Origin of the sequence: Planifilum fulgidum (assembly GCF_900113175.1) — a bacterium.
Lineage (GTDB): Bacteria > Bacillota > Bacilli > Thermoactinomycetales > DSM-44946 > Planifilum > Planifilum fulgidum.
This window is the reverse complement of the sequence record NZ_FOOK01000003.1, coordinates 62,956-88,199: the sequence shown is the minus strand read 5'-3', so window position 1 is coordinate 88,199 and position 25,244 is coordinate 62,956. Positions and strand designations below refer to the sequence as shown.

Annotated in this window: 24 protein-coding genes; 8 read left to right on the top strand and 16 right to left on the bottom strand. The window is 59.3% G+C overall.

The features are described from left to right. Positions 1 to 7: 7 nt before the first annotated feature. From BM063_RS02445 to BM063_RS02425, 5 genes are read left to right on the top strand one after another with little or no spacing between them, the layout of a single operon-like run. A complete protein-coding gene (locus BM063_RS02445) occupies positions 8 to 721 on the top strand; it encodes a phosphocholine cytidylyltransferase family protein (protein WP_092035732.1) in 714 nt (237 codons plus the stop codon). A 15-nt stretch (positions 722 to 736) separates the two neighbouring features. Further along, positions 737 to 1,831 carry an iron-containing alcohol dehydrogenase family protein gene (locus tag BM063_RS02440; protein ID WP_092035731.1) on the top strand — a complete coding sequence of 365 codons (1,095 nt, stop codon included), beginning with the start codon at positions 737 to 739 and terminating at the stop codon, positions 1,829 to 1,831. Positions 1,832 to 1,845: 14 nt separating this feature from the next. Further along, on the top strand, positions 1,846 to 2,658 hold the full coding sequence (locus tag BM063_RS02435; protein WP_092035730.1) for an ABC transporter permease: 813 nt from the start codon (positions 1,846 to 1,848) through the stop codon (positions 2,656 to 2,658). Between the two features lie 2 nt (positions 2,659 to 2,660). Continuing rightward, entirely contained in the window at positions 2,661 to 3,404 is a 744-nt protein-coding gene (locus BM063_RS02430; protein ID WP_092035729.1) for an ABC transporter ATP-binding protein, read from the top strand. A 7-nt stretch (positions 3,405 to 3,411) separates the two neighbouring features. Further along, positions 3,412 to 4,452 carry a CDP-alcohol phosphatidyltransferase family protein gene (locus BM063_RS02425; protein WP_245751984.1) on the top strand — a complete coding sequence of 347 codons (1,041 nt, stop codon included), beginning with the start codon at positions 3,412 to 3,414 and terminating at the stop codon, positions 4,450 to 4,452. Between the two features lie 190 nt (positions 4,453 to 4,642). On the opposite strand, the gene BM063_RS02420 is transcribed toward BM063_RS02425, so the two are convergent. The 3 genes from BM063_RS02420 to BM063_RS02410 all read right to left on the bottom strand — a co-directional run bounded on the left by BM063_RS02420 (position 4,643) and on the right by BM063_RS02410 (position 7,509). Next, positions 4,643 to 5,506: a CDP-alcohol phosphatidyltransferase family protein gene (locus tag BM063_RS02420; RefSeq protein ID WP_092035728.1), complete on the bottom strand. Its 864-nt coding sequence runs from the start codon at positions 5,504 to 5,506 to the stop codon at positions 4,643 to 4,645. Positions 5,507 to 5,649: 143 nt separating this feature from the next. After that, entirely contained in the window at positions 5,650 to 6,543 is an 894-nt protein-coding gene (locus tag BM063_RS02415) for an LCP family glycopolymer transferase (protein WP_092035821.1), read from the bottom strand. Between the two features lie 273 nt (positions 6,544 to 6,816). Beyond that, positions 6,817 to 7,509 (bottom strand): uracil-DNA glycosylase, encoded by a 693-nt coding sequence (locus BM063_RS02410; RefSeq protein WP_143085209.1) that lies wholly within the window; start codon positions 7,507 to 7,509, stop codon positions 6,817 to 6,819. 321 nt (positions 7,510 to 7,830) lie between these two features. On the opposite strand from BM063_RS02410, the gene BM063_RS02405 reads away from it, so the two are divergent. After that, positions 7,831 to 8,763, top strand: a complete 933-nt coding sequence (locus tag BM063_RS02405) for a prohibitin family protein (RefSeq protein WP_177198934.1) — start codon at positions 7,831 to 7,833, stop codon at positions 8,761 to 8,763. Between the two features lie 102 nt (positions 8,764 to 8,865). Here the strand turns inward: BM063_RS02405 and modB are convergent, their stop codons facing one another. The 12 genes from modB to BM063_RS02350 form a co-directional block, all read right to left on the bottom strand. Continuing rightward, positions 8,866 to 9,522: a molybdate ABC transporter permease subunit gene (gene modB / locus BM063_RS02400; protein WP_092035725.1), complete on the bottom strand. Its 657-nt coding sequence runs from the start codon at positions 9,520 to 9,522 to the stop codon at positions 8,866 to 8,868. After that, complete coding sequence (modA, locus tag BM063_RS02395; protein ID WP_245751983.1) at positions 9,519 to 10,322, bottom strand: molybdate ABC transporter substrate-binding protein; 804 nt, start codon at positions 10,320 to 10,322, stop codon at positions 9,519 to 9,521. The genes modB and modA overlap by 4 nt, the downstream gene beginning before the upstream one ends. A 13-nt stretch (positions 10,323 to 10,335) precedes the next feature. Continuing rightward, positions 10,336 to 11,349 (bottom strand): GTP 3',8-cyclase MoaA, encoded by a 1,014-nt coding sequence (gene moaA / locus BM063_RS02390; protein ID WP_092035820.1) that lies wholly within the window; start codon positions 11,347 to 11,349, stop codon positions 10,336 to 10,338. Between the two features lie 209 nt (positions 11,350 to 11,558). Further along, on the bottom strand, positions 11,559 to 12,188 hold the full coding sequence (locus BM063_RS02385; protein WP_092035723.1) for a nucleotidyltransferase family protein: 630 nt from the start codon (positions 12,186 to 12,188) through the stop codon (positions 11,559 to 11,561). A gap of 18 nt (positions 12,189 to 12,206) precedes the next feature. Next, positions 12,207 to 13,022, bottom strand: a complete 816-nt coding sequence (locus tag BM063_RS02380; RefSeq protein WP_218154400.1) for an XdhC family protein — start codon at positions 13,020 to 13,022, stop codon at positions 12,207 to 12,209. Further along, entirely contained in the window at positions 13,019 to 13,411 is a 393-nt protein-coding gene (locus tag BM063_RS17825; protein ID WP_218154399.1) for an XdhC family protein, read from the bottom strand. Before BM063_RS17825 ends, BM063_RS02380 begins: the two co-directional genes overlap by 4 nt. Before the next feature lie 5 nt (positions 13,412 to 13,416). Continuing rightward, complete coding sequence (locus BM063_RS02375) at positions 13,417 to 14,730, bottom strand: vWA domain-containing protein (protein ID WP_143085207.1); 1,314 nt, start codon at positions 14,728 to 14,730, stop codon at positions 13,417 to 13,419. 19 nt (positions 14,731 to 14,749) lie between these two features. Further along, complete coding sequence (locus tag BM063_RS02370) at positions 14,750 to 15,694, bottom strand: AAA family ATPase (protein WP_245751982.1); 945 nt, start codon at positions 15,692 to 15,694, stop codon at positions 14,750 to 14,752. Between the two features lie 54 nt (positions 15,695 to 15,748). Continuing rightward, positions 15,749 to 16,606, bottom strand: a complete 858-nt coding sequence (locus tag BM063_RS02365) for an FAD binding domain-containing protein (protein WP_092035721.1) — start codon at positions 16,604 to 16,606, stop codon at positions 15,749 to 15,751. Continuing rightward, on the bottom strand, positions 16,603 to 18,951 hold the full coding sequence (locus BM063_RS02360; RefSeq protein WP_092035720.1) for a xanthine dehydrogenase family protein molybdopterin-binding subunit: 2,349 nt from the start codon (positions 18,949 to 18,951) through the stop codon (positions 16,603 to 16,605). The genes BM063_RS02365 and BM063_RS02360 overlap by 4 nt, the downstream gene beginning before the upstream one ends. Positions 18,952 to 18,953: 2 nt before the next feature. Further along, a complete protein-coding gene (locus tag BM063_RS02355; protein WP_092035719.1) occupies positions 18,954 to 19,490 on the bottom strand; it encodes a (2Fe-2S)-binding protein in 537 nt (178 codons plus the stop codon). A 26-nt stretch (positions 19,491 to 19,516) separates the two neighbouring features. Further along, complete coding sequence (locus BM063_RS02350; RefSeq protein WP_092035818.1) at positions 19,517 to 19,972, bottom strand: SRPBCC family protein; 456 nt, start codon at positions 19,970 to 19,972, stop codon at positions 19,517 to 19,519. Between the two features lie 412 nt (positions 19,973 to 20,384). On the opposite strand from BM063_RS02350, the gene BM063_RS02345 reads away from it, so the two are divergent. Both BM063_RS02345 and BM063_RS02325 read left to right on the top strand, forming a co-directional pair. Beyond that, the gene (locus BM063_RS02345) at positions 20,385 to 21,128 is read left to right on the top strand and encodes an ABC transporter permease (protein WP_092035718.1); all 744 of its coding nucleotides are present in this window, start codon (positions 20,385 to 20,387) and stop codon (positions 21,126 to 21,128) included. Positions 21,129 to 22,782: 1,654 nt separating this feature from the next. After that, positions 22,783 to 23,601: an ion transporter gene (locus tag BM063_RS02325; RefSeq protein WP_092035714.1), complete on the top strand. Its 819-nt coding sequence runs from the start codon at positions 22,783 to 22,785 to the stop codon at positions 23,599 to 23,601. Between the two features lie 165 nt (positions 23,602 to 23,766). Here BM063_RS02325 and BM063_RS02320 read toward each other — a convergent pair whose 3' ends face one another. Then, positions 23,767 to 24,276 carry a hypothetical protein gene (locus tag BM063_RS02320; RefSeq protein WP_245751981.1) on the bottom strand — a complete coding sequence of 170 codons (510 nt, stop codon included), beginning with the start codon at positions 24,274 to 24,276 and terminating at the stop codon, positions 23,767 to 23,769. Positions 24,277 to 25,244: the final 968 nt, after the last annotated feature.

Here is a 25,244-nt window from a genome sequence, read left to right as displayed (position 1 = left end):
TCGAATAATGAAAGTGGTTATTCTCGCAGCCGGTGTAGGCAGCCGATTGCGGCCGGAAACGGATGACAAACCGAAGGCAATGATTCGGGTTCAGGACAAACCCCTGGTGCAATATCAGGTGGAGAGCGTCCTGAAGGCCGGATTCAAGGAAAAGGACATTCACATTCTCGGCGGCTACAAGATGGAACGGATCCAGGAACATTTCCGGGGCACGGATGTCCGGTTCATCTACAATTCCCATTTTGACACGATGAACAACATCTACTCCTTTCTTTTGACCGAATCGATCGGGGACGACCTGCTCCTGATCAATTCCGACGATTTTTACGACGATCGCATGATTCCCCTGCTCCTGAACCACGACGCCCCGACGGCAATCCTGGTGGACCGGCAAAAGAAACTGACGGAAGAAGCGATGCGCGTCAAGCTTGAAAACGGCCGGTTGACGGAGATCAGCAAGAAAATCCCGTTGGATAAAGCAGACGGGGAATACATCGGGATTTCGAAACTGGCCAAGCCCGATTTGGAAATCCTTTACCGCACGGCCCGGCAAATGATCGAAGCCGGCGACACCAATGCCTGGTATGAGAACGTATACGATGCTTGTGCCGACGCCGTCACCATCGTCGGCGTGGACACCTGCGGATATCCCTGGATCGAAATCGACGACTTCAACGACTTGGAAACCGCCCGCAAAATGGCCGCAACCGTGTTGAATTAAAACGGAGTGATTCCATTGGCAAACAAAATTCGCATTCCCATCCATTTGATCATCGAACACGGCGCCGTCTCCCGCCTCCCGAAGACCCCGGTGTACGAATGGTTGAAGGACAAAAAGGTGTTTCTGATCTGCGGGAGCAACAACACCCTCAACCTGGCCGGAATGATCCGGGACACCATCCGGCCCCAGGCGCGAGAGATCCACATCCTGTCCTGCGAAAGCAACACGCTGGACACCATCAACCGGCTGGAACGGAAGGTGTTGGAGGATACCCCCGACTACATCTTCGGCATCGGCGGAGGAAAAGCCCTGGACGTATCCAAGGTGGTCGGAACCCGCTGCAACGTGCCGGTGGTCCTGTTCCCCACCGCCGCTTCCAGTGACGCCATCTGCTCGCCGGTTGCCGTTATTAAAATGATGCACCGGAGCACCAGCATCGGGGTTCGAATGCCGCTGGCGGTGGTGATCGACCTGGACATCCTGGCATCCAGTCCTCCCCGGCTGGCGGCCGCCGGGATCGGCGATCTTTTGTCCAACAGGACCGCCCTGTTCGATTGGCAACTCGCTCACCAGGCCGGCATCGAAGAGATGAACACCTTTGCCGCCTTGATGGCCAAAAATGCGGTTGAATCCTTCATGAACACCGTGAACCGGGGAGATCTGGACCGGTCCAGCCTGTTGAAGTCCGCCGCCGAATCGCTGATCATGAGCGGAATCGCCATGTCCGTGGCCGGATCCAGCCGTCCCTGCAGCGGTTCGGAACATTTGATCAGCCATGCCCTGGACTTCCACTGCGGGGCCAAGGCCCTGCACGGAGAGCAGGTGGCCATCGGCGTCCTGATCTCCCAGTACCTGCAAAGCAAGCGCCAAGAAGTGGAACTGCTCCGCCCCTATTATGAAAAGCTGGGACTGCCGACCCATTACGAGGACCTCGGCTATACAAAAGAGGAGATGCGCCGGGCCATCCGCCTGGCTCCCTCGATGCGTAACCGGTACACCATCCTTGACGAATTCAGCCTGACGGACAAGCAGATCGATGCCATTTTGGAAGAAGTCTTCCCCGAGGAAGCGAAAAACCGCTACCGGCCCATCGGTTCATCAGCCAAATAAGGAGTCAACCGGGAATGTTTGCAGAGATGATGAAGTACAAGGAATTGCTTTATTTTCTCGTGCACAAAGAGGTGCGCATCAAATATCGCAACTCGTTCTTCGGCTTTTTCTGGTCCCTGTTGGAACCCCTGGGATTGATGGTGATTTACACGATTGTGTTTTCCCTGATATTGGGAATCGACGGAAGAGGGGGGGAAAAGATTGAAAACTACCCCCTGTTCATTCTTTCGGGACTCATACCCTGGACCTTTTTCAACAACGCGGTGAGGGCGGGAACCAAAGCGCTGTCCAGCAATTCTTCCCTCATTAAAAAAGTGTACTTTCCCAGGGAAATCTTTCCGATTACCATCCTGCTTTCCAACCTGGTCAACTTCATTCCGGCCTTCGCTTTGGTTCTCCTGGCCGCCCTGGCCTTCGGTCATCCGATCCACTGGGACAAATTGGCCCTGCTCCCGGCGTTTTTGTTGCTGCAATCCGTCTTCACCCTGGCCTGCATGTTCCTGGTTTCCATGCTCAACATATTCTACAGGGATGTGGAATTTATCACCAACCTCCTGATGCGGGCCTGGATGTACCTTTGCCCCATCATTTATCCGATCAGTTTCGTCATGAACAGCGATTCGCCTGTCGTCGAACGGTTCGCCGATTTCTATCTGCTGAACCCCATGGCTGTCATGATTTCCCTGTATCACACCATCTTCTACGGGGATACTCAAGGAGTCGAAGCGAGATGGATCATTTACACCATTGTCATAACGATCGTCATCTTTTTCATCTCCTGGGGGGTTTTCAAGCGGCTCAATCGTAGAGTAGGGGAAGTGATTTGACAATGGACGCGATTGTCGTCAGGAACCTGACCAAACATTTCCGAAAGGCCTACGACAAAACGTTGAAGGGATACCTCATCTCCCTGACCAAGGGGGAAAAGCGGTACTCCGAATTCACCGCCTTGAAAAACGTCTCCTTCACCATCAAGCAGGGTGAATCCTTTGCCATCGTGGGCAATAACGGCGCGGGAAAAAGCACGCTGTTCAAAATCCTGAGCGGCATCATCTATCCCGACGAAGGGGAAGTGCAAGTCAATGGAAAGGTCGCCCCCCTCATCGAGCTCGGGGCGGGTTTGAGCCGGGATCTGTCCGGAGCCGAAAATATCCGCCTCAACTGTGCCATTTTCGGATTGAAAAAGGAGCAAATCCAAGAGGTTTTCCCCAAGATCGTGGAGTTTTCGGAGCTTGAGGATTTCATCAACACGCCGGTGAAATTCTACTCCTCCGGGATGAAGGCCCGCCTCGGTTTTTCCATCGCCATCCACATCGACGCCGACATCATTCTGATCGACGAAGTGCTCGCGGTGGGTGACAAGGATTTCAAGAAGAAGTGCTACGCCAAAATGCAGGAGCTGAGGGATTCAGGGAAAACGCTCGTGATCGTGTCCCACAGCCTTTCCCCCTTGAAAAAGATCTGCAACCGGGGAATGATTTTGGAGAAGGGGCAAATCAAAGACATCGGAGACATCGAAACCATCCTCGAAAAGTACCAGAAAGAGGGGAAGAAAAAGAAGAAAGGGGCGTGATCCCAGATTGAGCAATCAACGCACTTACACAATGGAGGATGTGAAGGAAACCTTTAAAAAGAAAGACGCCTGGTGGACCGTGCTGTTGGTGGACCCCGTCGCCGCGCGCCTGATCCTGCCGGTGGCCAATCGGACCCAGATCACCCCCAACCAGTTGACCATCGCGTCTTTCATCATAGGGATGACCGCCGCGCTCTGTTTTTACCTGGGCAGCTATTGGGCCCTGGTCATCGGGGCGCTTTTGTATCACATCAGTTTCGTCATCGACTGCATGGATGGAAAAATCGCCCGGCTGAAGGGGAACGGAACCAGCTTCGGGATGCTTTTGGACATCAGTTTGGACCATGTCCGCGTGGCCCTTTGCGGCGTGGCTTTGACCTTCGGCCAGTTCCGTCTCACCGGTGACGTTGCATACCTTTACCTGTTGTCTCTGTTTTTGATCGCCTACTTTGCGCGTCACATCAACGCCCTTCATCTGTACAAACTGCGCCGGGAGATGCGAAAAAAGCTGCGGAAAGCCCGGAAGGAACTGTATGAAACGGCGGAAGCCGCCGGAATCGCCCTGAAACCGATGGAAGAAGAAAAGGAAGCGGAGGATAAGGAAGAGGACGAGGAATCCGCTGATGATGGGCTCCAAGAAAAGGGAACGCCAAAAGCCGAAGAAGCTTTCGCTCCCCTGGACGTCGCGGTGAACTCCAAAACCGATCTGCAGCAGGCGTTTAAGTCCAAATTCACCACCTACATGAAAATCCGGGAGTTTTTGCTCGCAAAGCGGATCCGCATGCACCTCTTCAGCGGCATCGAATTCCAGATGTTCATCTTCATCGTGGCACCGATCCTGGGGATCATCAAGGAAACCATCCTCGTCGGCTCTTTCCTCCTGTTCGCCTTTGAGGCGGCCATCATATATAAGATGTGGCTGAGCACCCAGGATTTCGAAAGGGAACACGACAAAATTCTCAAGGCCAAGGAATCGATCGCGGCGACGCTGCCTGACGATCCGAAAACGGAAAAGGCATCCGGTCAACCGGCCAAACAAACCGGTTGACGGGCCGTTTTGAACCCGACGGACTATCGCCGCCGATAAAGCGCGGGACTGAGCCGCATCCGAATCCCTTCAACGAAAGGAGATTTGCGCCGTTGCCTTTTGGAACCCAAGGTAGCGGCGCAATTTTTTCATCCGGCCCCCTGGGCGCGGGGGACCGTCCCCCGCCGACGACACCTGCCTCCGGGAGCCATCACGAGACATTTGGGAGATTGTGTTTCAGTTTTTCCATCATCTTTTTGAAGTCCAGGGTGCTGAGCCAAAGCTTATACAGGATGGCGAGCTCGAAGAGGAGAAGCAGAACCGAGCTGACGACGACCATCTCCACGATCTGTCCGACAAGCGGGCCGATGATGAAAATGAACATTTGATACTCGATCCCGCTGAACAGGTGGGGCCGGATCCGATACTTCTCCAACCAGTCCCTCACGCGAAGATAAAACCCGAACCTGGATTTAAAGTGCTGATTCAGGTCCACAACCCTCGAATTTCTTTCCCCGACAGGCTCCTCCCGCTCCTCGGAATGCTCCTGTTGAGTGGCGCCGTAAATCTGCCTTATGGTTTTCCTGACTTCCTTGTTCATTTTGGAACGAATCTTGAATATGTGAAGGGCGTTCATATACCGGGTCATATCCAGCAGGACGATCAAAAAGGCCAGGTAGATGTACAAGGGCTCGCCGGTCTTTAAAAACTGGCCCGTCATCAGTGCCAGACTGCACAAAGCGACCCGCGCCCTATCGAGCATGTAATCCAGCCACATGCCGAACATGGTTCCGTTGCCTTTGAGCCGGGAAAGCTTCCCGTCGATGCAATCGAAAGTGAAGCTGAGGTGAAACAGCAGGGCCCCGGCGATCAAAAAGGCGGGGGTTCCCTGAAAAAAGCAAACAGCCGACAAAATCCCCAGTATGAACGCAATCACCGTAATATGATTCGGCGTGAGATTGGTGTGGTTGGCAATGATCAGCATCATCCGGGAAGCAATCGGATCCACCAGAAAAACGGTCCACCAGGCGTCGCGTTTCTTGTAGGTCGATCGCACATCATCCAGTGTGTACATGGTTTACTCTCCCCCGTCAAAAACGTCTGACGTACAAGTCATGTCATATTAAAATGCTTTTGTTTCGGCATCCCATTCGGGATATCCGGTGCAGCAGGTCGCGGCCCTTCCGTCTTCCCTTCAGAACAGGCGGACCCGGCCGCTCAGTCCCGTTCCAGTTGTTTTTTGACAAGAGACCGAACCCGCCGCTTTTCCTCCTCGCTGACGATCAGGTAGTAGATTCCGTCAATCTTTCGGCCGCGCCCCTTGATTTCCAGGGTCTCGACCTGCCGAATCGCATTTCGATAGTCATTGCCCAATTTTTTCATTTCCTCAAAGGTGATGTTGGTGGTCACGCTGGATCCCAGACTTTCCAAAACGGTGCCCAGATTGGCCAAAATCCCGGGCGACGCCGCTTTCTCAATCATCGATTTCAACACCCGACGCTGACGCTCATTTCTGCCCAAATCCCCGCGCGGATCCTCATAGCGCATGCGCGCGTACTTCAAGGCCGTGTCGCCGTCCAGATGGATGCGCCCCTTCTCAAAGGTGTGCCCGTCATACCGGAAGGCGAAGGGGTTATCCACCTCCACCCCTCCCAACGCATCCACGATCTTCGCAAATTCCTGCATGTTCACTTTTGCGTAATAATCGATCGGGACGTCGAGGAACTGTTCCACCGTCTCGATGGACATCTTCACCCCGCCGTAGGCATAGGCGTGGTTGATTTTGTCCTGGATCCCCCGACCCGCGATTTCCGTGCGCGTATCCCGCGGAATGTTGAAGAGCAGGGCGGACTCCTTCCGGGGATTGACGGCCATCACCATCATGGTGTCGGTACGGCCGCGATCGCCTTTCCTTTCATCCACGCCCATGATCAGGATGCAGAAAGGCTTCTCCTTCTCGATGATTTCCTTGGGAGCTTCCGTTTCCCCCGTGACGGGTTGATACATCCGATCGGCCGTCCTCTCGATCGATTTGTACAGATATAACGCATAGCCCCCGACGGCCCCGCCGGCAATAATCAACAGCGCGAGGAAAATTTTCAGCCACTTCATGGTCACGGCCCCTTTTCCAAAACGCGTCACCCCATCTTACTCCATTCTTTGTCGCAAATCAAGAAGGAAAGCGCATCCAGCTTCTCCTCCGTGAGATCGTTGATTCGGAGGAGAGCTGGAAGAAAGGGGCGAAAAACGCCTGGGTCACCGACACCTCCTTTCCATCCGTGACGGTTCATCTCCACAGATCCGGTGATGCATCCCCTTTTTCCGACCTGTGGATCTCCCGATAAAACCGCTTTAAAGCGCAGCGGGTCGGTGCAATGGCATCTCCTATATCCGCCCTTCTCTTTTTAGACGTTGCAACTGCTCGAAAAAGTTGCATTTCCCTCCGTAAGAAGGATGGCGAAGGTAATAAACCGTTTGGCGCAACCGGTTTTCCTTTTCCAGCCGGCGGAACACCTCCCCTGTCCTCCCGCCGACGGCCAGGACCGTGTCGACGGAGGGAAAGAGATCGAAAAGATCCATCAGGTAAGGAAGCCCGAAGGCCAACGTCTCCGCGACCAGCGCCGGAAGGCGGTTGCTTCGGGGGTTGCCGGGACGGTGCGGGTGAAAGGGAAGCGCGTTCCACAAAAGGGGCGGATCCTGAAAATAGCGGTGGATCCCCTCCCAGACGATGGAAGCGGAGACTTCCGACACGGGAGGGCGGTCGGATGGAATGAGGTAACCCGCCCCCGGCCCCACGACGGTACCGGAGCACGCCAGCCGCTCGCCGGAAGAAAGGGTCCCCCGGGCGGCAATCGCTTCGCTGGTGAAGGGGATGCCGGTGAGGGCGCAGCCCCTGTGGCCGGGATCCCGTCCCACCAGCAGGACGCGGGGACGCCGGTGCCGCATGAGGGTGAGATAGAGGCGCAGATTCTCCCGCCGCCGGGGGTCCGAGTAGGGATTTCGCAGTTTGTTCCGGAACGGGGCGGCAAACCCGGCCAGTTTCTCCACAAAAAGGGTCACGGGATCCAAAGAAGCCATGACCGCCACCTCCTGCCGGTCCGTTCCGCCTCTTCGGCGGCCGAACATTTTTCCCGGGATTTTCTTAAAGCATCCAATTCCGCCCTTCAAATTGGTATAATTTTTGATATCCGCGGGTTGGAACGGAAAAACGCGCCCGGAAAACCCCTGCCGAAAAATCCGAACGGGGAGGGTCACCCGTGATCGCCGGCATCCTGTTGGTCCTTCTCGGCTTGATCTTTATCTATGTTTTGCTGGCCAAAACAGGCATTTTCCAAAGAGTGGGGGATTTTGTGATCAGGTTCTTCAATTCTTTCAAACAATAACGAAGGAGCGATGTCCTTGAACAACGCCGAAAACGCTCAACATCCCGCACTCCCGAACCGTCCCAACCGGTCCTTCCATGTCGGCGCAGCCGTGGTGGGAGTGGCCCTGGTTCTGATTGTGATCCTCGCTTTTCTGATGATTGCCCGCATCGAACCGGGATTCGCCGGGGTGGTGTACAGCCCCAGCGGCGGCGTGGAGGAGGACATGCTGAACCAGGGATGGCACATCATCGCCCCCTTCAAACGGGTGACGGAATATCCCGTGTCGACGGAGACCGTCTATCTTTCGAAGGATGGCGACGACGGGGACCACAGCTTCGACATCTCCACCAAGGACGGAAAAAATGTGAATGTGGACGTGGTCTACTCGTACCACATGGACCCGGAAAAGCTTCCCGCCATCTTCACCAAGTTTCGGGGACAGGAAAGCGATCTGATCGAAGCCGGCTTCATGAAGGACCGGCTGAAGGAAGCGATTCAGGAGGTCACCACGCAATACGACGTGATGGAAGTCTACGGGGAGAAGCGCTCGGAGCTGAACCGGAAGGTGTTTGAAAAGTTTCGGGATTCCCTCGCGCCTCACGGGATCATCGTGGAAACCTTCAACTTCTCCGCCATCCGGCCGGACAAGGAATCCCTGAAAGCGATCCAGGAAAAGGTGAACGCCAAGCAGCGCCTGGAGACCCTGAAGGTGCAGCGGGAACAGGCCAAGGTTCAGGCGGAAAAGCTGAAGATCGAAGCCCAAGGAAAGGCCGAGGCCAAAGTGATCGAAGCGAAGGCCCAGGCGGAAGCCAACCGGATCCTCCGCGCCTCCCTCAGCCCGGTCCTCGTCCAGTACGAAACCGTGAAGCGCTGGAACGGTCAGCTTCCCATGATGACCGGCGGAAACGCCATGCTCAACCTCCCCTCCAACTGGTTCGTCTCCTCTTCGGAGTCGAAGGGCAAGTGACGGCTGGCCGGACCTTGAGTCCGGCGGGCGTCCCGCAGGGGGGCGGCAGCGTTCCAGCCCGAAACCGAAGGCACCGCCCATGGAGGCGGTGCCTTCATGCCGTCATTTCATCCTTTGCACAATTCCCAGCAGCAGAAAAGAGAGGAAGACGACAGCCAGCACCCAGGAGGCGGCCAGGTCCATGCGCCCCGTCTCCACGGCGATGTAAATGGCCGTCGGAACCGTTTGCGTCTCACCGGGAATGTTGCCCGCCACCATCAAGGTGGCGCCGAATTCCCCGATTCCCCTCGCAAACCCCAGCACCGTTCCCGTCAACAAAAAACGCCAGGACAGCGGAAGGGTGATGTGCCGGAAGACTTGCCCTTCCCCCGCCCCCATCGCCCGGGCCGCATCCTCCAGATCCCGATCGACGGACTCAAACCCCGCTTTGAAGGTCTGATACATCAGGGGAAAGGCAACCACCGCCGCGGCGACCACCGCCGCCCACCAGGTAAAGATCACCGGTTGATGCCACAGCCACTCGACAAACCGGCCGACGGGTCCGTTTCGCCCCAGGAGCACGAGCAGGCCGAAACCGACGACGGTGGGCGGAAGAACGAGGGGGAGCATCAAAAGGGTCTCCAGGATCGTTTTCCCCGGGAACGACCGGTCCTTCAGCCACCAGGCGAAGGCCGTCGCGGCCGCGAAGGCGATCAGGCTGGCGACCGCATTCACTTTGAAGGACAGGAGAATCGGACTCCAGAAATCGGTGGAAATCATTTCGCAGGCTCTGCCGCAACTCCTTTAAACCCGTACTTTTCGAAAATGGACCGGGCCTCTTTCTCCTGCAGCCAGCGATAAAGGGCTTGCGCTTCCGACGGGTGTTTCGTCCCCTTGACCAGCCCGAGGGGATAGAGGATCCGGCGGTGGCTTTCGGGAGGCATCTCCGCGATGACCGACACTCCGCCGTGCCGGATGTCCGTCCGGTAAACGATGCCCGCGTCGGCATTTCCCGTCTTCACATAGGCCAGCACCTGCCGGACGTCCCCCGCAAAAACCAGTTTCCGCTGCAACTTCTCCCATAGACCGAAGTGCACAAGCGCCTCCCGGGCGTACATTCCCGCCGGGACCGTTTCCGGATGGCCGACGGCGATCCGCTTCACCCGGTTCGAGGCCAAATCGGCCAATCCCTTCAAGGACGCGCCTTCGGGGGCGATCAGCACCAGTTCGTTTTCGAGAAGTTCGGCATGAAACCGGGGATCGATCAGGCCCTTCCCCAAAAGTTCCTCCATCTCCCCGGTTCCTGCAGACAGGAACAGGTCGGCGGGCGCCCCCCTTTCGATCTGCTGTTTCAGCCGGCCGGAGGATGCGAAGGTCGGAACGAGCCGGACGCCCGGATGGTCGGCTTCGTACCGGGCTTGGATCTCCCGGACCGCATCCGTCAAACTGGCCGCCGCCAGCACGTAAAGCCGGACCTCTCCGGACGAAGCGCGCCCCTCCGTCTCCCCGACGGAACAGGCGGAGGAAAGAAGCAGGGCAACAGAGCCGATCAGCGCCGCGATCCGGCGGAATCCGGACAACCCCCGCTTTCTTTCACCCGCCGATATAGGACATTTCCACTTTCCTGCGTTTGCGAATCCCCGCATGGTGCAGCCTTTCCTCCGAATACCGGTCCCGCCGGCGACTCCACACCCGCCGAATGCGCTCCGCGATCGCCTCATCGCTCTCCCCGGCCCGCAGCGGCCCCCGCAGGTCATATCCCTCGGAGGCGAACAGGCAGGTGTACAACTGGCCGTCCGCGGACAGCCGCGCCCGGGTGCAGGTGGAACAGAAGGAATCGGTCACCGAGGAGATCACCCCGATCTCCTCGTCGCTGCCCTGAAAGCGGTAACGGGAGGCGACTTCGCCGTAATGGGACGGCTCCACCGGTTCCAGGGGCATCTCCCGATGGATCCGTTCGAGGATCTCCCGCTTGGAAACCACCTGCTCCAGGTTCCACCCGTTGTTGTTGCCCACATCCATGAATTCGATGAAGCGCAGAATGTGCCCCGTCCCGCGAAAGCGGCGGACCATGGGCAGAATCTGCCCGTCGTTGACTCCCCTTTGGACCACCATGTTGATCTTCACCTTGAGACCGGCCCGCGCCGCCGCCTCGATGCCCTCCAGCACGGGGCGGACCGCGGACCGGCCCCCGTTCATCCGGGCGAAAATGTCATCGTCGATCGCATCCAGGCTGACATTGACCCGCTTCAGCCCCGCCTCCCGGAGCGCTTCGGCAAATCGGGCCAGCAGGGTGCCGTTGGTCGTCAGGGCGATGTCCCGGATCCCCTCCACCCCGGATATCATCCGGATCAACTCGGGCAGATCCCGCCGAAGCAGGGGCTCCCCCCCGGTGATCCGGACCTTCTCCACGCCCAGGCCGGAGAAGATCCGCACCAGGCGGGTGATCTCCTCGAAACGGAGGATCTTTTCCCGGGGCAAAAAGGGATAACCGGGACCAAACACCTCTTCCGGCATGCAGTACCGGCAGCGAAAATTGCAGCGGTCCGTCACGGAAATGCGCAAATCCCGAAGCGGACGGCCCAGGGCGTCTTTGATCCCCGTCATGTTCTCACGCTCCCCCATTTTTTCCGCATTTCCCGCCATGACCGCCGACCACAGCGCCCGTCGACAGGGTCGAAAGGCGAAAAGTTTGAAGGAAACAGGCAACAATCCCGCTCAGGAAACCCTTGGCGACTTGACGGATGGTTTAACCGGGTCACGCGGATCTGGCGCCCGCAAGCGACACACTTTTCAGTATATCACAGGGGAATCGCTCACCCCTTCCGCGGGGGAAAGGCGAGATGCCGGAGGCTTTCGTAGGCCTCAGGAGTGTCCACATCCATGACGACCCCTGGATCCTCCACGGGGAGAAGCGTCCGGTTTTGCACGCGGCAAAGGAATCCCCTGGCCCCGGCATCTCCCCTCAGTTGAACCCAATCGATCCTCCGGCAATTTCCGAGAAAAACCGGGTGGCCCGGAACTCCCCGAAAGGTCGGACGGACCACCACGGGCTGCGACGGACCACATCGCCGGAGCCTGGACAAGCCCTCCTCGGCGATGCGGCGGATGGTCCCGTCCTCAAGCAGGGGCAAATCCCCCAAAAAGATCATCGACGAATGGCCCTTTCCGGATCTCACCCCGGCGAGCAGCGAACTGCTCTGCCCGGAGGAATAACGGCCGTTGACGACCCAGCGGAAGCGGCCGTCATCGATCCGGATCGCCCGTTGAATCTCCGCCGCCCGGTAACCGATGACGGCGATCACCTCCGAAAAGGGGTAAACCAGCACCTTGCGAATCACCGCCTGGAGCAGGGGGACACCTCCCCAGTCGAGGAGCTGCTTCGGCCTTCCCATTCGGGAAGACGTCCCCGCCGCCAGGATGACGGCAAACACACCCGCATCCATACCCAACACCCTCCCCCCTCACAGGGGCTGATGGATGCTGCTTCGGCTTTGCTCCCGCAAAAAGCCGCCCTGATGGCCGCTGCGAAAGGCCAAGATCTCGGCCAAGATGCTGATCGCCACTTCCTCCGGCGTTTCGGCGCCGATGTCGAGACCGACCGGGCTGTACATCCGGGACAGCTGCTCCTTGTCGAAGCGGACCCCTTCCTGCTCGAGGGCCTCCAGCATCCGCTGCCGGCGGGACCGGGGCCCGAGCACGCCCACATAGGGAGCCGGCGAATTCAAGGCGAAGCGGAGGGCGGCCCGATCCCGCTCCAGGTGGTGATTCATCACCAACACAAACGTCCGCCGCCCGATCGTCACCTTCTTCTCCCACGAATGGCGATCGGCCAGGATGATCCGGCTTCCAGGAAAACGCTCCCCGGTGGCGTACGCCGGTCTCGGATCCACCACCGTCGTGCGGAATCCCAGTTCCCGGGCAAACCGGGCCACAGGAACGGCATCATGGCCGGCGCCGAAAATCATCAGCTCGAAGGGAGGAAGGTTGACGTCGAAAAACACCTGCACCTGTTCCCCTCCCGGCAGGGAAAGAAGAGAGGTCTCCGACCGCGGATACAGGGCGTCCATTTTTTCCCGGGCCCGTTCGATCACCGACCGGTTCAGGGAAGGCTCCCCCAGATCCCCCACGGGCTCCCCCTCCTCGGGAATGAAGAGGCGGGCGCCCACCGGAAGATCCGGCGAAGAGGATTCCAATAGCCGGGCGAGCACCGCGGCCCGTCCCTTCCTGAGACAGCGGAGCCACGACGCATAAAGCTCCCGTTCCTTCTCCCCGCTCACGTCGATCCCTTCCTTTCCTCAACCCCTTCCGCCTTCCGCGCCTCGCGGAAGGAAGACGGAACGTCCGTGTCCGGAACCGGCTCGATCCAGATGTCGACGGTTCCCGGACATCCCAATCCCAACCCCCAGACCAGCTCCTCGTCCAACTCGTAGCTCTTGAGGACGGGGCGCCCGTCGGCCATCACCTTTTTCGCCGTCTCCGCCACATCCGGCTCCAGGCACCCGCCGGAAATCACGCCGACGGTGTTTCCATCCTCATCGATCAGCAGTTTGGCGCCCTCGCGGCGATAAGCGGACCCCTTCACGCGGACGACGGTGGCCAGCGCCATCTTCCGGCCCGCCCGCTTCGCCTCCTCCATCGCCCGGGCAATCTCCCGATTCTCCTTCACGTCCGTCACCTCCGGAAGGAAATGCGTTTGGCCAGTTTTCGGAAGGAAAGGGGATCGCAGGCCTCCGAAAAGATGTCGATGTAAGGGAGCGCCGCCTTCATCCCTTCCGCCTCCGGCAGGTATCCCCGGAGGGAAAGGAGCGGGTTGAGCCAGATCACTCCGGCGGACCGGCGGTGCAGTTCGGCCATCGAGCGGGACAGCCGGTCCGTCTCCCCGGCGTCCAGGCCGTCGCTGGCGATGATGACCAGGCTGTCCCCGTCCAGCATGCGCTGCCCGTGTTCCCTCAAAAAGCGCTCCAGTGACTCCCCGATCCGTGTGCCTCCGTCCCACTCGGCGCCCAGACCCGTCAGCGGAGGCAGCCGTCCCCTCGCGTCCCTGCGGAGCTCGTCGGTGATGCGGCGGATATCCGTCGAAAAGAGAAAAACCTCGACGCGGCGGGCCTTTCGGATGAGGGCATAGGCAAATTGGAGAAAACGCCCGGCATAGGGGGACATCGACCGGCTGCCGTCGCAGAAAAGGAGAAACCGGGCCTGGCGGCGGCTTGGGCCCGACCAGGCCGGAAGGACCATCTCCCCGCCCGAGCTGGCGCTTCGGCGAAACACCCGGCGGAAATGGAGGCGACTTCCCTGCCGCAGCGGTTTCAGCCGGCGGCTTCGCCGGATCCGGATCCGGGAAACCAGGGCGGCCGCCGCCTCCATCATCTCCTCCAGACCGTCCGCGGGGATTTCGGCGGCCGATCGGCCAGCCAGAAAGTCAGCACTGAAGCGGGCCACCCGCGCAAGGGGAACATCCCACTTCTCCTCCCCGCCCGCCGGATGCGCCTGACCGCCTCCTCTCCGGGAACCCTCCTCCGCCCTTCCGGAAAGCGAGTCCCCTTCCGTCCCGGGCCGCTCCGATCCCGCGAATTTCCCTTCCGCCCGGATGGCTTTTTCCCCTTCCCGGCGGGAAGGCGACCCGTCCGGCGGAACCTTCCTTTCCCCTTCTTCTTCCGCCGCCCCCGCTTCCGGGATGAGCTGGATGAAACGTCCGCCCGCATCCGATTCCGCCGCCAGGAGAAACCGCTCAAAAAGGGTGTCGAACAGGGCCTGTTCCTCCCGGCTGGAGCACAGCACGAGGCGCAGGGCCGAAGCAAACTCCTCCCGGTCCCCGATGTCGACCGCCTCGAGGGCGCGAAACATGTCGACCTCCTCCCCGGGACCGATGGAAAAGCCCCGGGAGCGGAGAGCCCGGCACAGACGGAGCAGATGATCGACAAGGTTGGGAGTTGCAGAAGAAGAGAATCGGACCATGGAGGGACGCTCCCTTCGACAGACTTTCACGAAACCGGCGACGCCCTCCTCATGTCCCGGTTCCGGCGTCCCGAAGCAGGCTCCCCTTTTCCAGCTCCCCCTCGAGAGCCTCCCAATCTTCCTGATCCTTCACGAGACACCCGAGGGTCTCCCGAACGGAGTCCCTGTCCAGCTCCCCCCGGTGCAAGGCCATCAGCGCCCGGGCCCAGTCCAGGCTTTCGGCGACGCCGGGTACCTTGTGGAGGGCCATCGTCCGGATCCGGGCCATCACGCGGGCGATTTGTTCCGCCAGCCGCCTCCGGATTCCCGGAAGTCTCGCCTCCAGGATCCGGATTTCCTTCTCCGGGTCGGGATAGGGAATCCACAGGTAGAGACAGCGGCGGCGCAGGGCATCACTCAGTTCGCGGGTCCGGTTGGAGGTGAGGACCACGTAAGGTTTGTGCCTGGCCCGAATCGTCCCCAGCTCCGGTATGGTCACCTGAAACTCCCCGAGAATCTCCAGCAGAAACGCTTCAAATTCCTCGTCCGCCCGGTCCACCTCGTCGATCAGAAGGACCGGGGATTTCTCCTCGGCGGAGATGGCCTCCAGGAGGGGCCTGCGGAGCAAAAAGGAAGGGCTGAAAATTTCCCTTTCCCGCTCTTCGACCGTCGCGCCGCTGTTTTCCGTGAGGCGGATGTGCAGCATCTGCTTCGGATAGTTCCACTCGTACAAGGCCGTATGCACATCCAGTCCCTCGTAACACTGCAGTCTCACCAGCCGGGTGTCGAGCACCGCGGCCAACACCTTGGCGATCTCCGTCTTCCCCACCCCGGCCGGACCTTCCACCAGCAGGGGCTTTTCGAGGGTGCTCACCAGGTGAAGGGCGGTCACCAGGGGACGGTCGGCGATGTATCCCTGCTCGCGAAAAGCCTTCTCGATGGACTCGATGCGATCCAGTATGTTCCGGCACCCCCTTTGGGACAATCCGGGGAAAGAAAAGGCCGGGACCGGCACGACGTGCCCGCACCCGACCTTTCCACCCTTTGCGTCGCGGTCAAAACCGAACGGCTAACCCAGCAGCTTTCGCAGCGCCCGCGCGGTATACACCTGAACCAGATGGCGCCGGTAGCCGCTCGAGGCGAACAGGTCCCCGTTCATTTCCCTTCCCTCCGCCGCCCGGGCGGCCGCCTCCCGGATCGTCTCCTCCGTCGGCTTTTTCCCCAGAAGCGCCTGCTCCGCCGCCTCCGCCCGGTAGGCCGTGTCGGACGCGCCGGTGATGCCGATCCGGACATAATTCACCGTCCCGTCCGCCCCGGTTCCCAGGGCCGCCGCCACACCCACCACGGCGTATCCCGAAGCCGGATGCGGAAATTTCACATAGGTGCTTTTCGCCCCTTCCGGCGGGATGGCGAAGGAGACCGACGTCAGAAGGCCGTCTTCGGGAAGGGCGGTGATCAGCGGGCCGAGGAAAAACCCGTCGGCGCCGAAGGTTTGCTTCCCGTCCGGACCTTGCACCTCAAGCTCCGCCTCCAGGGCGACGGCGACCGCCGGCAGGTCGGAGGCCGGATCGGCGTGGGCCAGGTTTCCTCCCACGGTTCCCCGGTTGCGCACCTGGAGATCCCCGATCTGGGACGCCGCCTCGGCCAAGGCGGGGAGGTGCTCCCGGACGAGGGGATCGCCTGCCACTTGGCGGTGGGTGGTGAGGGCTCCCACCACCAGGCGGTCCTCCTCCCTGCGAACCCCCCGGAGTTCCCGGATTCGGCTGATGTCGATCAGCTTTCCGGGGGATGTCAGCCGCATCTTCATCATGGGCAGGAGGCTGTGCCCCCCGGCCAGGAGCTTCGCCTCCCCGCCCGCCTCCTTCAGCATCCTGAGGGCTTCTTCCACCGAACCGGCCCGCGCGTATTCAAAGGTGTCGGGAATCACGCGTCTCCCCTCCCCTGCTGCATCGCTTTCCACACCTTCTCCGGCGTCAGGGGCATCTCCAAATCCTTCACACCGAAGGGTTTCAGGGCGTCCACCACCGCGTTCACCACGGCGGGGGTGGAGGCGATGGTTCCCGTTTCCCCGATTCCCTTCACCCCGAGGGGGTTGACGGGAGAGGGCGTCTCGGTGAACGCCGTCTCGAAGTTGGGGAAGAAACGGGCCTTCGGCATGGCGTAATCCATGAAGGTTCCGGAGATCAACTGCCCCCGCTCGTCATAAACCGCCCCTTCCCAGAGGGCCTGTCCGATCCCCTGCACGATCCCGCCGTGGACCTGCCCTTCGGCGACGACCGGGTTGATCACCGGCCCGGGATCGTCGACGGCCACATACCGCTTCAGCTCCACCTGGCCGGTCTCTCCGTCCACTTCCACCACGCAGATGTGGGTGCCGAAGGGATAGACGAAGTTGCTGGGATCGTAGAAGGCCTGAGCTTCCAGGGCGGGCTCCACGCCCTCCGGCAGGTCCCAGGCGAGATAGGCCTTAAGGGTGATGTCCTGGAAGCTGATCTTTTTGTCCGGGACCCCTTTCACTCGGAACGCACCGCCTTCGAATTCCAGATCCGCCTCGGAGGCCTCCAGGGCGTGGGAGGCAATTTTCTTCGCCTTTTCCAGGATCCGGTCACAGGCGATGGCGATGGCGCTGCCGGCCACCGGCGTGGTCCGGGAGCCGTAGGTGCCCCAGCCCATGGAAATCCGGTTGGTGTCCCCGTGGATGATCTCCACGTCTTCAAAGGGAACGCCGAGCTTCTGGGATACGATCTGGGCGAAGGTGGTCTCCTCCCCTTGTCCGTGGGGGGAAGCGCCGGTGAAGACGGATACCTTGCCCGAGGGATGGACGCGGACGGTGGCGCTTTCCCACAGTCCCCCCTGGAAGCCGACGGCGCCGGCCACCTTCGAGGGGCCCAGTCCGCAGATCTCCACATAGGTGGAAAAGCCGATCCCCAGATAACGCCCCTGTTTGCGCGCTTCCTCCTGTTCCTTGCGGAAGGCGTCATAGTCGATCATCTCCAGCGCCTTCTCCAGCGCCCGGTGGTAGTTTCCGGAGTCGTACTGGAGTCCCAGAGCGTTGTCATAGGGAAACTCCTCCGCCCGGATCAGGTTTTTCCGGCGCACTTCCACCGGATCCATGCCGATCTCGTCGGCGAACAGATCGACCATCCGCTCGATCTGATAGGTGGCTTCCGGCCGGCCGGCCCCCCGGTAGGCGTCCGTCGGGGTGGTGTTGGTCATCACCCCGATCACTTCCACCGCCACCTGGGGAATCTTGTAGGGTCCCTGGACGATCAGTCCGTGCAAAATCGTCGGCACGCCGGGCGCCGCCGTCGACAAATAAGCCCCCATGTTCGCCGTGTTCCTCACCCGGAGCGCGGTCAGGGTGCCGTCCCGCCTGCCGGCCAGCTCCACATCGAGGATCATGTCCCGGCCGTGGGTGGTGGCCACGAAATTCTCCCGCCGCTCCTCCGTCCACTTCACCGGGCGGCGCAGATCCCGGGCCACGTAACCGGCCAGGGCCTCATCGGGGTAGACGGGGATCTTGCAGCCGAATCCTCCCCCCACGTCGGGCGCCACCACCTGCAGCTTCGACTCGGGAATTCCCAACACCCCGGAGAGGATGAACCGGTGGATGTGCGGATTCTGGGTGGTGCACCAGATGGTCATCTCCCCGGTGGAGGGGTTATACTTGGCCACCGCCGACCGGGGCTCCATCGGGTTGGGGATCAGGCGCTGCTGGCGGAAGCGCCTGCGGATCACCACCTCCGCCTGGTCGAAAACCTCGTTGGGCACCTCCCCCGCCTTCCAGCGGAAGGCGATGTTGTTCGGCACCTCCTCATGCAGCTGCGGCGCCCCCTCCTTCATCGCCTCCTCCTGGTCGACCACCGCCGGGAGCTCCTCGTATTCCACCTCGATCAACTCCAGGGCGTCCCGGGCGGTGTAGCGGTCCTCCGCCACCACCAGGGCGACGCCGTCTCCCACGTAGCGCACCTTGTCCACGGCCAGAGCGTGGTGGGGAGGCGTTTTGATGTCGGAGTCCGGCACCAGCCATGCCGTGGGGATGGTGCCCATCTTCCCTTCCAGATCCTTGCCCGTATAGACGGCCACCACCCCCGGCGCCCGACGGGCCGCGGAAACGTCGATCCGCTTGATTCGGGCGTGGGCGTGGGGACTGCGCAGAACCGCCATGTACACCATGCCCGGCAGTTGGATGTCGTCGGTGAAGTTCCCCTGTCCGGTGATCAGGCGGGGATCCTCCCGCCGCTTGAGCGGTGAGCCAAACACGTTCGGCATCGTCAGCGTCCCCCCTCCGTTCCGTCACTGCCGGCGGCGGCCGCTTCCCGCCGCCCTTCCTCCTCGGCCAGGCGCGCGGCCGCATACTGCACGGCGCGGACGATATTCTGGTAACCGGTGCAGCGGCAGATCACCCCTTCCAATCCTTCCCGGATCTCCCGCTCCGTCGGGTTGGGGTTTTGCTTCAGGAGCTCCACCGCCGTCATCATGACTCCCGGCGTGCAGAATCCGCACTGCAAGCCATGCTTTTCCCAGAAACCCTCCTGGACGGGATGCAGGTTCTCCAGATCGCCCAGCCCCTCCACCGTGGTCACCTCCGAGCCGTCGGCCTGAACCGCGAGAACGGTGCAGGATTTGACCGCCTCCCCGTTCAACAGGACCGTGCAGGCCCCGCACTGGCTGGTGTCACAGCCGATGTGGGTGCCGACGAGGCCCAGCTGATCCCTGAGAAAGTGGACCAACAGCATCCGGGGCTCCACTTCCGCGCTCCTCCGGGTCCCGTTGACCGTGATGGTCACGTTCACCTTGCCGGTTTCCAAAAAGCCCACCTCCCTAAAGACTTTGGCTACCCGTCCACCGGGTGTCGGCCCTGGATCTCCCTTTCCACCGCTTTGAAGAACTGTCCGAGGATCAGCTTGGCCACACTGGCCATGACCCGCTGTCCGACGGACGCCAACACGCCCGTCACCTGAGCCTCCGCATCGCAGACGAGGAGCGTCCCCCGCTCCGCCTCTTCGAGGCGAATCCGGGCGTCTCCCCGGATCTCGCCGGGTTTTCCCTTTCCGCTCATGGTGAGGCGGTAGGATTCCGGCTCCCTCAGCTCGGACAGCTTCACCTCCCCTGTAAACACGCCCTTGACGGGCCCCACGTTCAGCCCGAGTTCCGCATCGTATGCGCCCTCCGCCACTCCCACGAGCTTCCGGCAACCCGGCAGGGAGCGACGCAACACCTGTTCATCCTGCAGCGACGACCAGACCACTTCCCGCGGAGCCGAAAAGGTGTGCCGAAACTCCAGCCTCAAGTCATCCCCCCCTCGCGCCAACGGGTGAAAACGCATCACGGAAGTCTCATCCTGCTGCACCCGGTTATCCATGCAAAATGTGTACCAATCCGCCTTCCCGCCATCCTGACGGGAAACCGCCCCTCGCGGCTGTTTCACAAACTGTTCCGAAGATTGTTTCGGTGTTTCATTTTGAAACAACCTCTTGAACACTGAGATCCCCCCGTCCTTTGCCAAGTCCGGCGGATCCGGCGCCTTGGACCCATCGCCCCTGCCATCGAAGCTTCAAATGAAGCGGACACATGAAAGGCGCGACGGTCCTGCCCACATCCGCCGCCCCTTGACTGCCCGTCAAAAAAAGGGGGATCATGAAAAATGACGATGAACATCTCCGTGTCCACATGCATCCACTCCATTAAACGGAAGGATTGTCATGGATATCGATCTGACTGTGCTCATGCTGACGGCCACCGTCGTGACCATTCCGCTGTTCATCTCATACCGGCAGCACCTCGGGCTGGAAAGAGAGATCCTGTGGTCCACCCTTCGGGGATCGGCACAACTGCTCGTCATGGGCTATCTGATCACCTGGATCTTTTCCATCGAGACGGGCTGGCTTTTGGCGGGACTGCTGCTGTTGATCATCACCATCGCCTCCCGGGACGCAGCGAAGCGGGGCAAGTGGCTCCGCAACCCCTTCGGGATCGCCTTCGTTTCCATCTTTCTGGGCGAGGTCGTCTCCCTCTCCGTCTGGCTGCTCTTCGGCGTCGTCCCCTTCCAGGCGCGGTACATCCTGCCGATGAGCGGAATGATCATCGGAAACGTGATGGTCATCACCGGGCTTTCCTTCGAGCGGCTTTTCCGCGAATTCCAGCAAACCAAAGATCAGGTCATGGGAAAGCTGGCCCTGGGCGCCACGATCCGCCAGGCCAGCCAAGACCTGATCGAAACGACGGTGAAAGCCGCCCTGATTCCCAGCATCGACTCCTTCAAAACGATCGGCGTGGTCCATCTGCCCGGAATGATGACGGGAATGATCATCGCCGGCACCTCTCCGGTCATCGCCGTCAAGTATCAGATCGTGATCCTGCTCAGCTTGATGGCCTCTTCGGTGACCTCTGCCCTGACCGTAAGCTTTCTCAGCTACAGGCGCCTGTTTAAAACATCGATGTTCTAATCCCTTAGAAAAAATATCAACGTAATAACAAATCCCGACGGTCAGCCCCTCGCGGCTGAATGTCGGGATTTTACATCGGATATACGGCAGTGGTTGCTCGCCAAAAATATCCCCCTGAACGGCGAAGGTGTGGTAATATTAAAACAAACGGGGAATATTTATTAAAATCCCGTTTGCACACGGCCCGAACCCATCGCGTTTCGGATCACCTTCCAGTTGACTGATCCCCTGCCGCCCCCTGTGTATCGACTTTCACCCGGATCAGCTTGCCGGGGCGGGCGAAGTCCCTTATAACCTCTTTCAACCTGTTTCTGGACCTGACCTTGTCCTGTTGAACGGTTTCTACGTCGCCGCCGAGTTTGCCATCGTCAAAGTGCGTTCCACCCGAATCACCGGTTAACGGAACAGGAAAACCGGCGGGCCAGGGTGGCGGAATAGGGCGCTCGCCAACCTGGATGCCCATTTCTCGGCGACCCAGTTGAGAATCCCGCTGGCTTCAATGGCGGGGTGGATCGGGGAATCGGACGCTGTCCGGCTAATCGAGCCGGCGCTGGTTCCCTTGGGTATCCCGGAATGGCTGGTCCACACTGCTTTGTCATCGCCTTTTCCTTCATCAACCTTCTGCACATCGTTCTCGGAGAAATCCAGCAGGCGGAACCGGTGATGTCGCGGCGGCCGCCTTCCTTCACTGGTTTTACAAGGGGTTTTATCCATTCATTTTGAACGCGCGTCCAACCGCTTCCTCCGCCGGATGGAGGTGGAAATGGGCCCGGAACATCGGCAGGTCCGCGACGAAGAGGAGATCCGCATGCTGGTCCCCCAGCGCGCAAAAGCGGCATCATCAACCAAACGGAACTTTTCCTCTTCGACAACATCTTCGGGTTCATCCACCGGGTGGACCGAAAAGCAGTCCCGCGGGTGGACATGGTCTGCCTTTGCACTGATCAAAGCCTGGAGCAACACCGGGCCGCCCTCCGGGAAAGCCCATATACCCGCTTCCCCCTGTGCGGGAGGGACAAAGGCGACATCCGGGACATCATCCATATCCGTGAAGCGGATGATTTTGCGGCAGGGGAGACGCCGGACTTGAACCGTTCGGCCCGACCCGCCTCCTGGTCCCGGAAACAATGGCGATCAAGGGCGTCCCATGCGTCCTGCAGAAAAACCGGGCCGGAATGGCCATCGTGATCGACGAGTACGGAGAGAACGTCCGGTCTTGTGACCACCGAGGACATCATCGAGAAGGTCGCGGGTGAAATCCAGGTCGAATTTGACGACAACCGCCCCTTCTTCCAGGCCGTCGGGGAGGAAACCTCCACCGACGCCCTCTGGTGAAAAAAATGAACGGCCGGCATGAATATTGAAGATCCGACAACGACGCCATCGGTGGATGGGCATTCCCCCAGGTACCGGCGGCGGGGAATCCGGTCCGTCACGATGAATTGCTTCACTGTGCAGGAAACCGACCGGCGGAGAATCACCCGTCTGTTGGTGAAAAAGGAAAACAGCGTGTGCCCCAAAGATCTTTGGAATCCCCGGGGCTAATGGTAAAAAGCGCCGAAAATTCTTAGGCACTTCCCTTCACCCAACAAGCCGAAGAAAAATACGAAGGAACCTATATACCCAGAATTTCAGTAAGAAAGGAAACTGTGGGATGTCAGAACTGCAAGCGGAAAAACAACGTGTGAGATGGTGGAGTGGATACTGGATTAAAAAAATTGTTGAGCATCCTCTCTTCTCCAATACCGTCATCGTGGTGATTTTGCTGAACGCCATTCTTGTTGGCTTAGAGACCTATCCTCAAATAGCAAATCAACATCATACGTTGTTTTATATCATGGACCGATGTATACTCGCTGTATTTACCATCGAATTAGGACTCCGCCTCTTGTCGGAAAAGCCGTTTTATCGGTTCTTTCAGGACCCTTGGAACGTCTTTGACTTCCTTCTAGTGGTTAGTGGATATGTCTTTGTCGGCGCTCACTTTATGACTGTGTTTCGAGTCTTACGCATTTTACGTGTTCTAAGAGCAATCTCTGCCATTCCTTCGTTGCGCCGCTTAGTAGAAGCGCTCATTTTGACGATCCCAACCTTAGGCAATATTTCGTTATTGCTCGGATTATTCTTTTACATATTTGCTGTAACTGGTACAACTTTATTTGCCAAGGCTTCTCCGGAGTATTTTGGTTCGCTCCATCAATCTTTCCTCACTCTCTTTCAAATGGTTACGCTGGAGTCTTGGGCGAGTGACATTATGCGGCCCTTACTGGAGAAGGTCCCATGGGCTTGGATCTATTTTGTGTTGTTTATCATGATGGGCACCTTTGTCATTTTAAATTTGTTTGTGGGGATCATTGTCAATAAAGTGGAAAACATAGAAGATACGAAGGTGGATGATCTGTATCGAGAAGTTCATCGATTGCGTTTGGAGATCGCTGAGTTAAAAAAACTGATTCACCAGGCCAAAGAATGACAAACAGACCAAAGTAAAAGCAAAGGTGTGAGGCTGATCCTGCATATTATGTACGTTTGTTCCTGTTACACTTGCCCCCCTCATGCCCATAAAGAAAGCCGGGCAGGAATGTCCCCGCCCGGCTTTATTGTGCCATTGGATCTTGGCTTCGACCCAATTTTACTGCTACATGCTGTACCGCTCCGTCACGATCTTGTCCTTGCATCCGATGTTTTCCTTGACCCGATCCGCCACAACCCCTTTATCGGTTGAGAAACCGAACTTTTTTCCGTCGACGTAGAAGCGTATTGACGGTCGGATGGCTCCGGGGGCGGATCCGGCTTCTTTTTCAGTCCGAAGATTTCTGCCGGGGCCGCCGGCTTCCGGGCGAATCCTTTCAGGAATGCATTGTTCTTCAACCGTGACAGTTCCCGAGGATTGGAGATAAACGCCATCCCGATCAACACGGGCGGCATAGTCGTTTCCCTGAGAACGGCGAAATTCGCTCGTTTTTTCCCGCGGTCCCACGCCCCATACCCGCCTGCATACTTGGCCAGCCGGTTGTGGACGGTGTCCGCCGCTGAACGGTTGTAGATGACGTATCCCATGGCGACCCATCAGAAAAAGCATTGTTGGGAGCAATAAATAAAAGGCCGGAATTACTCTGGAAATTGCAACGAGCCGCAAATAATCCATCAGAATCACCTTGTAGAGCAGATGGTTTATCCTTGAAAAACGCAAGGGTTTTTGATGTTGTTACATCCGTCAAACACAGCATGGATACCATCCTCTCAAAACTCGAAAACCGCCGCCGGATCAAAACGAATTCAGCCCGCCCTCATCGCACCCGAGGGCATGCCCGGGCGAGTCATCATCCGGGGTTTATACGCTCCCCGGCATATCCGGGGGAGCGGTCTTCCGACGCACCGCGTGGAGGATGGCGTTTCACGCCCCACTGCAGGCCGTCGCAAAATAACCATCTTCCAGCTTACCGGAGCCCTTCACGACACCAAGCGAAACCCCGCCATGCCGGCAAAGGGCAACACCCGCATAAAATCCCCGGCGAAATCGTTTCGCCAGAGGTGCGGCGCTGAAGCTGCCCAGCCAACCTCCCGACCGGGGAATCATCGAGGCCGGCTGGAGGGATGCAGCCCTCGCCATAATTGCCGTCATCGGCCGGCCGCCTGGGGGCACGCCTGACGTGACCGCTTCGCGTACGGAAATCCGAGACGGGCGGTCGTTTGGCTTTCTTGGAAAGCAGAACAAAGCCTCCTTGGCCCGTTCCGGATCTTCTTCATGCAGGGAATATGACGGGGTCGGAATGGAGCCGCCGATCGACCAGACGCCGCTTAAGGTCCAGCGAAAAAGCGGCCGGTTCGTCCCGATCGTGACGGACTTTTGCCGAAGGGGACCCAGCCCATCGTCCGCTGCCGGCCGAAAAGCCGCGTCGGAAGAGCAGTGCGCCCAAAAGGACATTTTTTTCAGCTCGGGGGTCCGAGGCGCCGCTTCCGGAACCGGGAAAACTGTGCGAAAGACGGAGACAAGCTCCTCCAAGGGGGTTAGTGAATCGGCAAAGGGCCAGCCGAAGGAGGCGGTGACAAGTCCGCCGGCGACGGATTCCAATAGATGGGAGAGCATCTGGACGGCGGCAAAGGCGCTCAGGG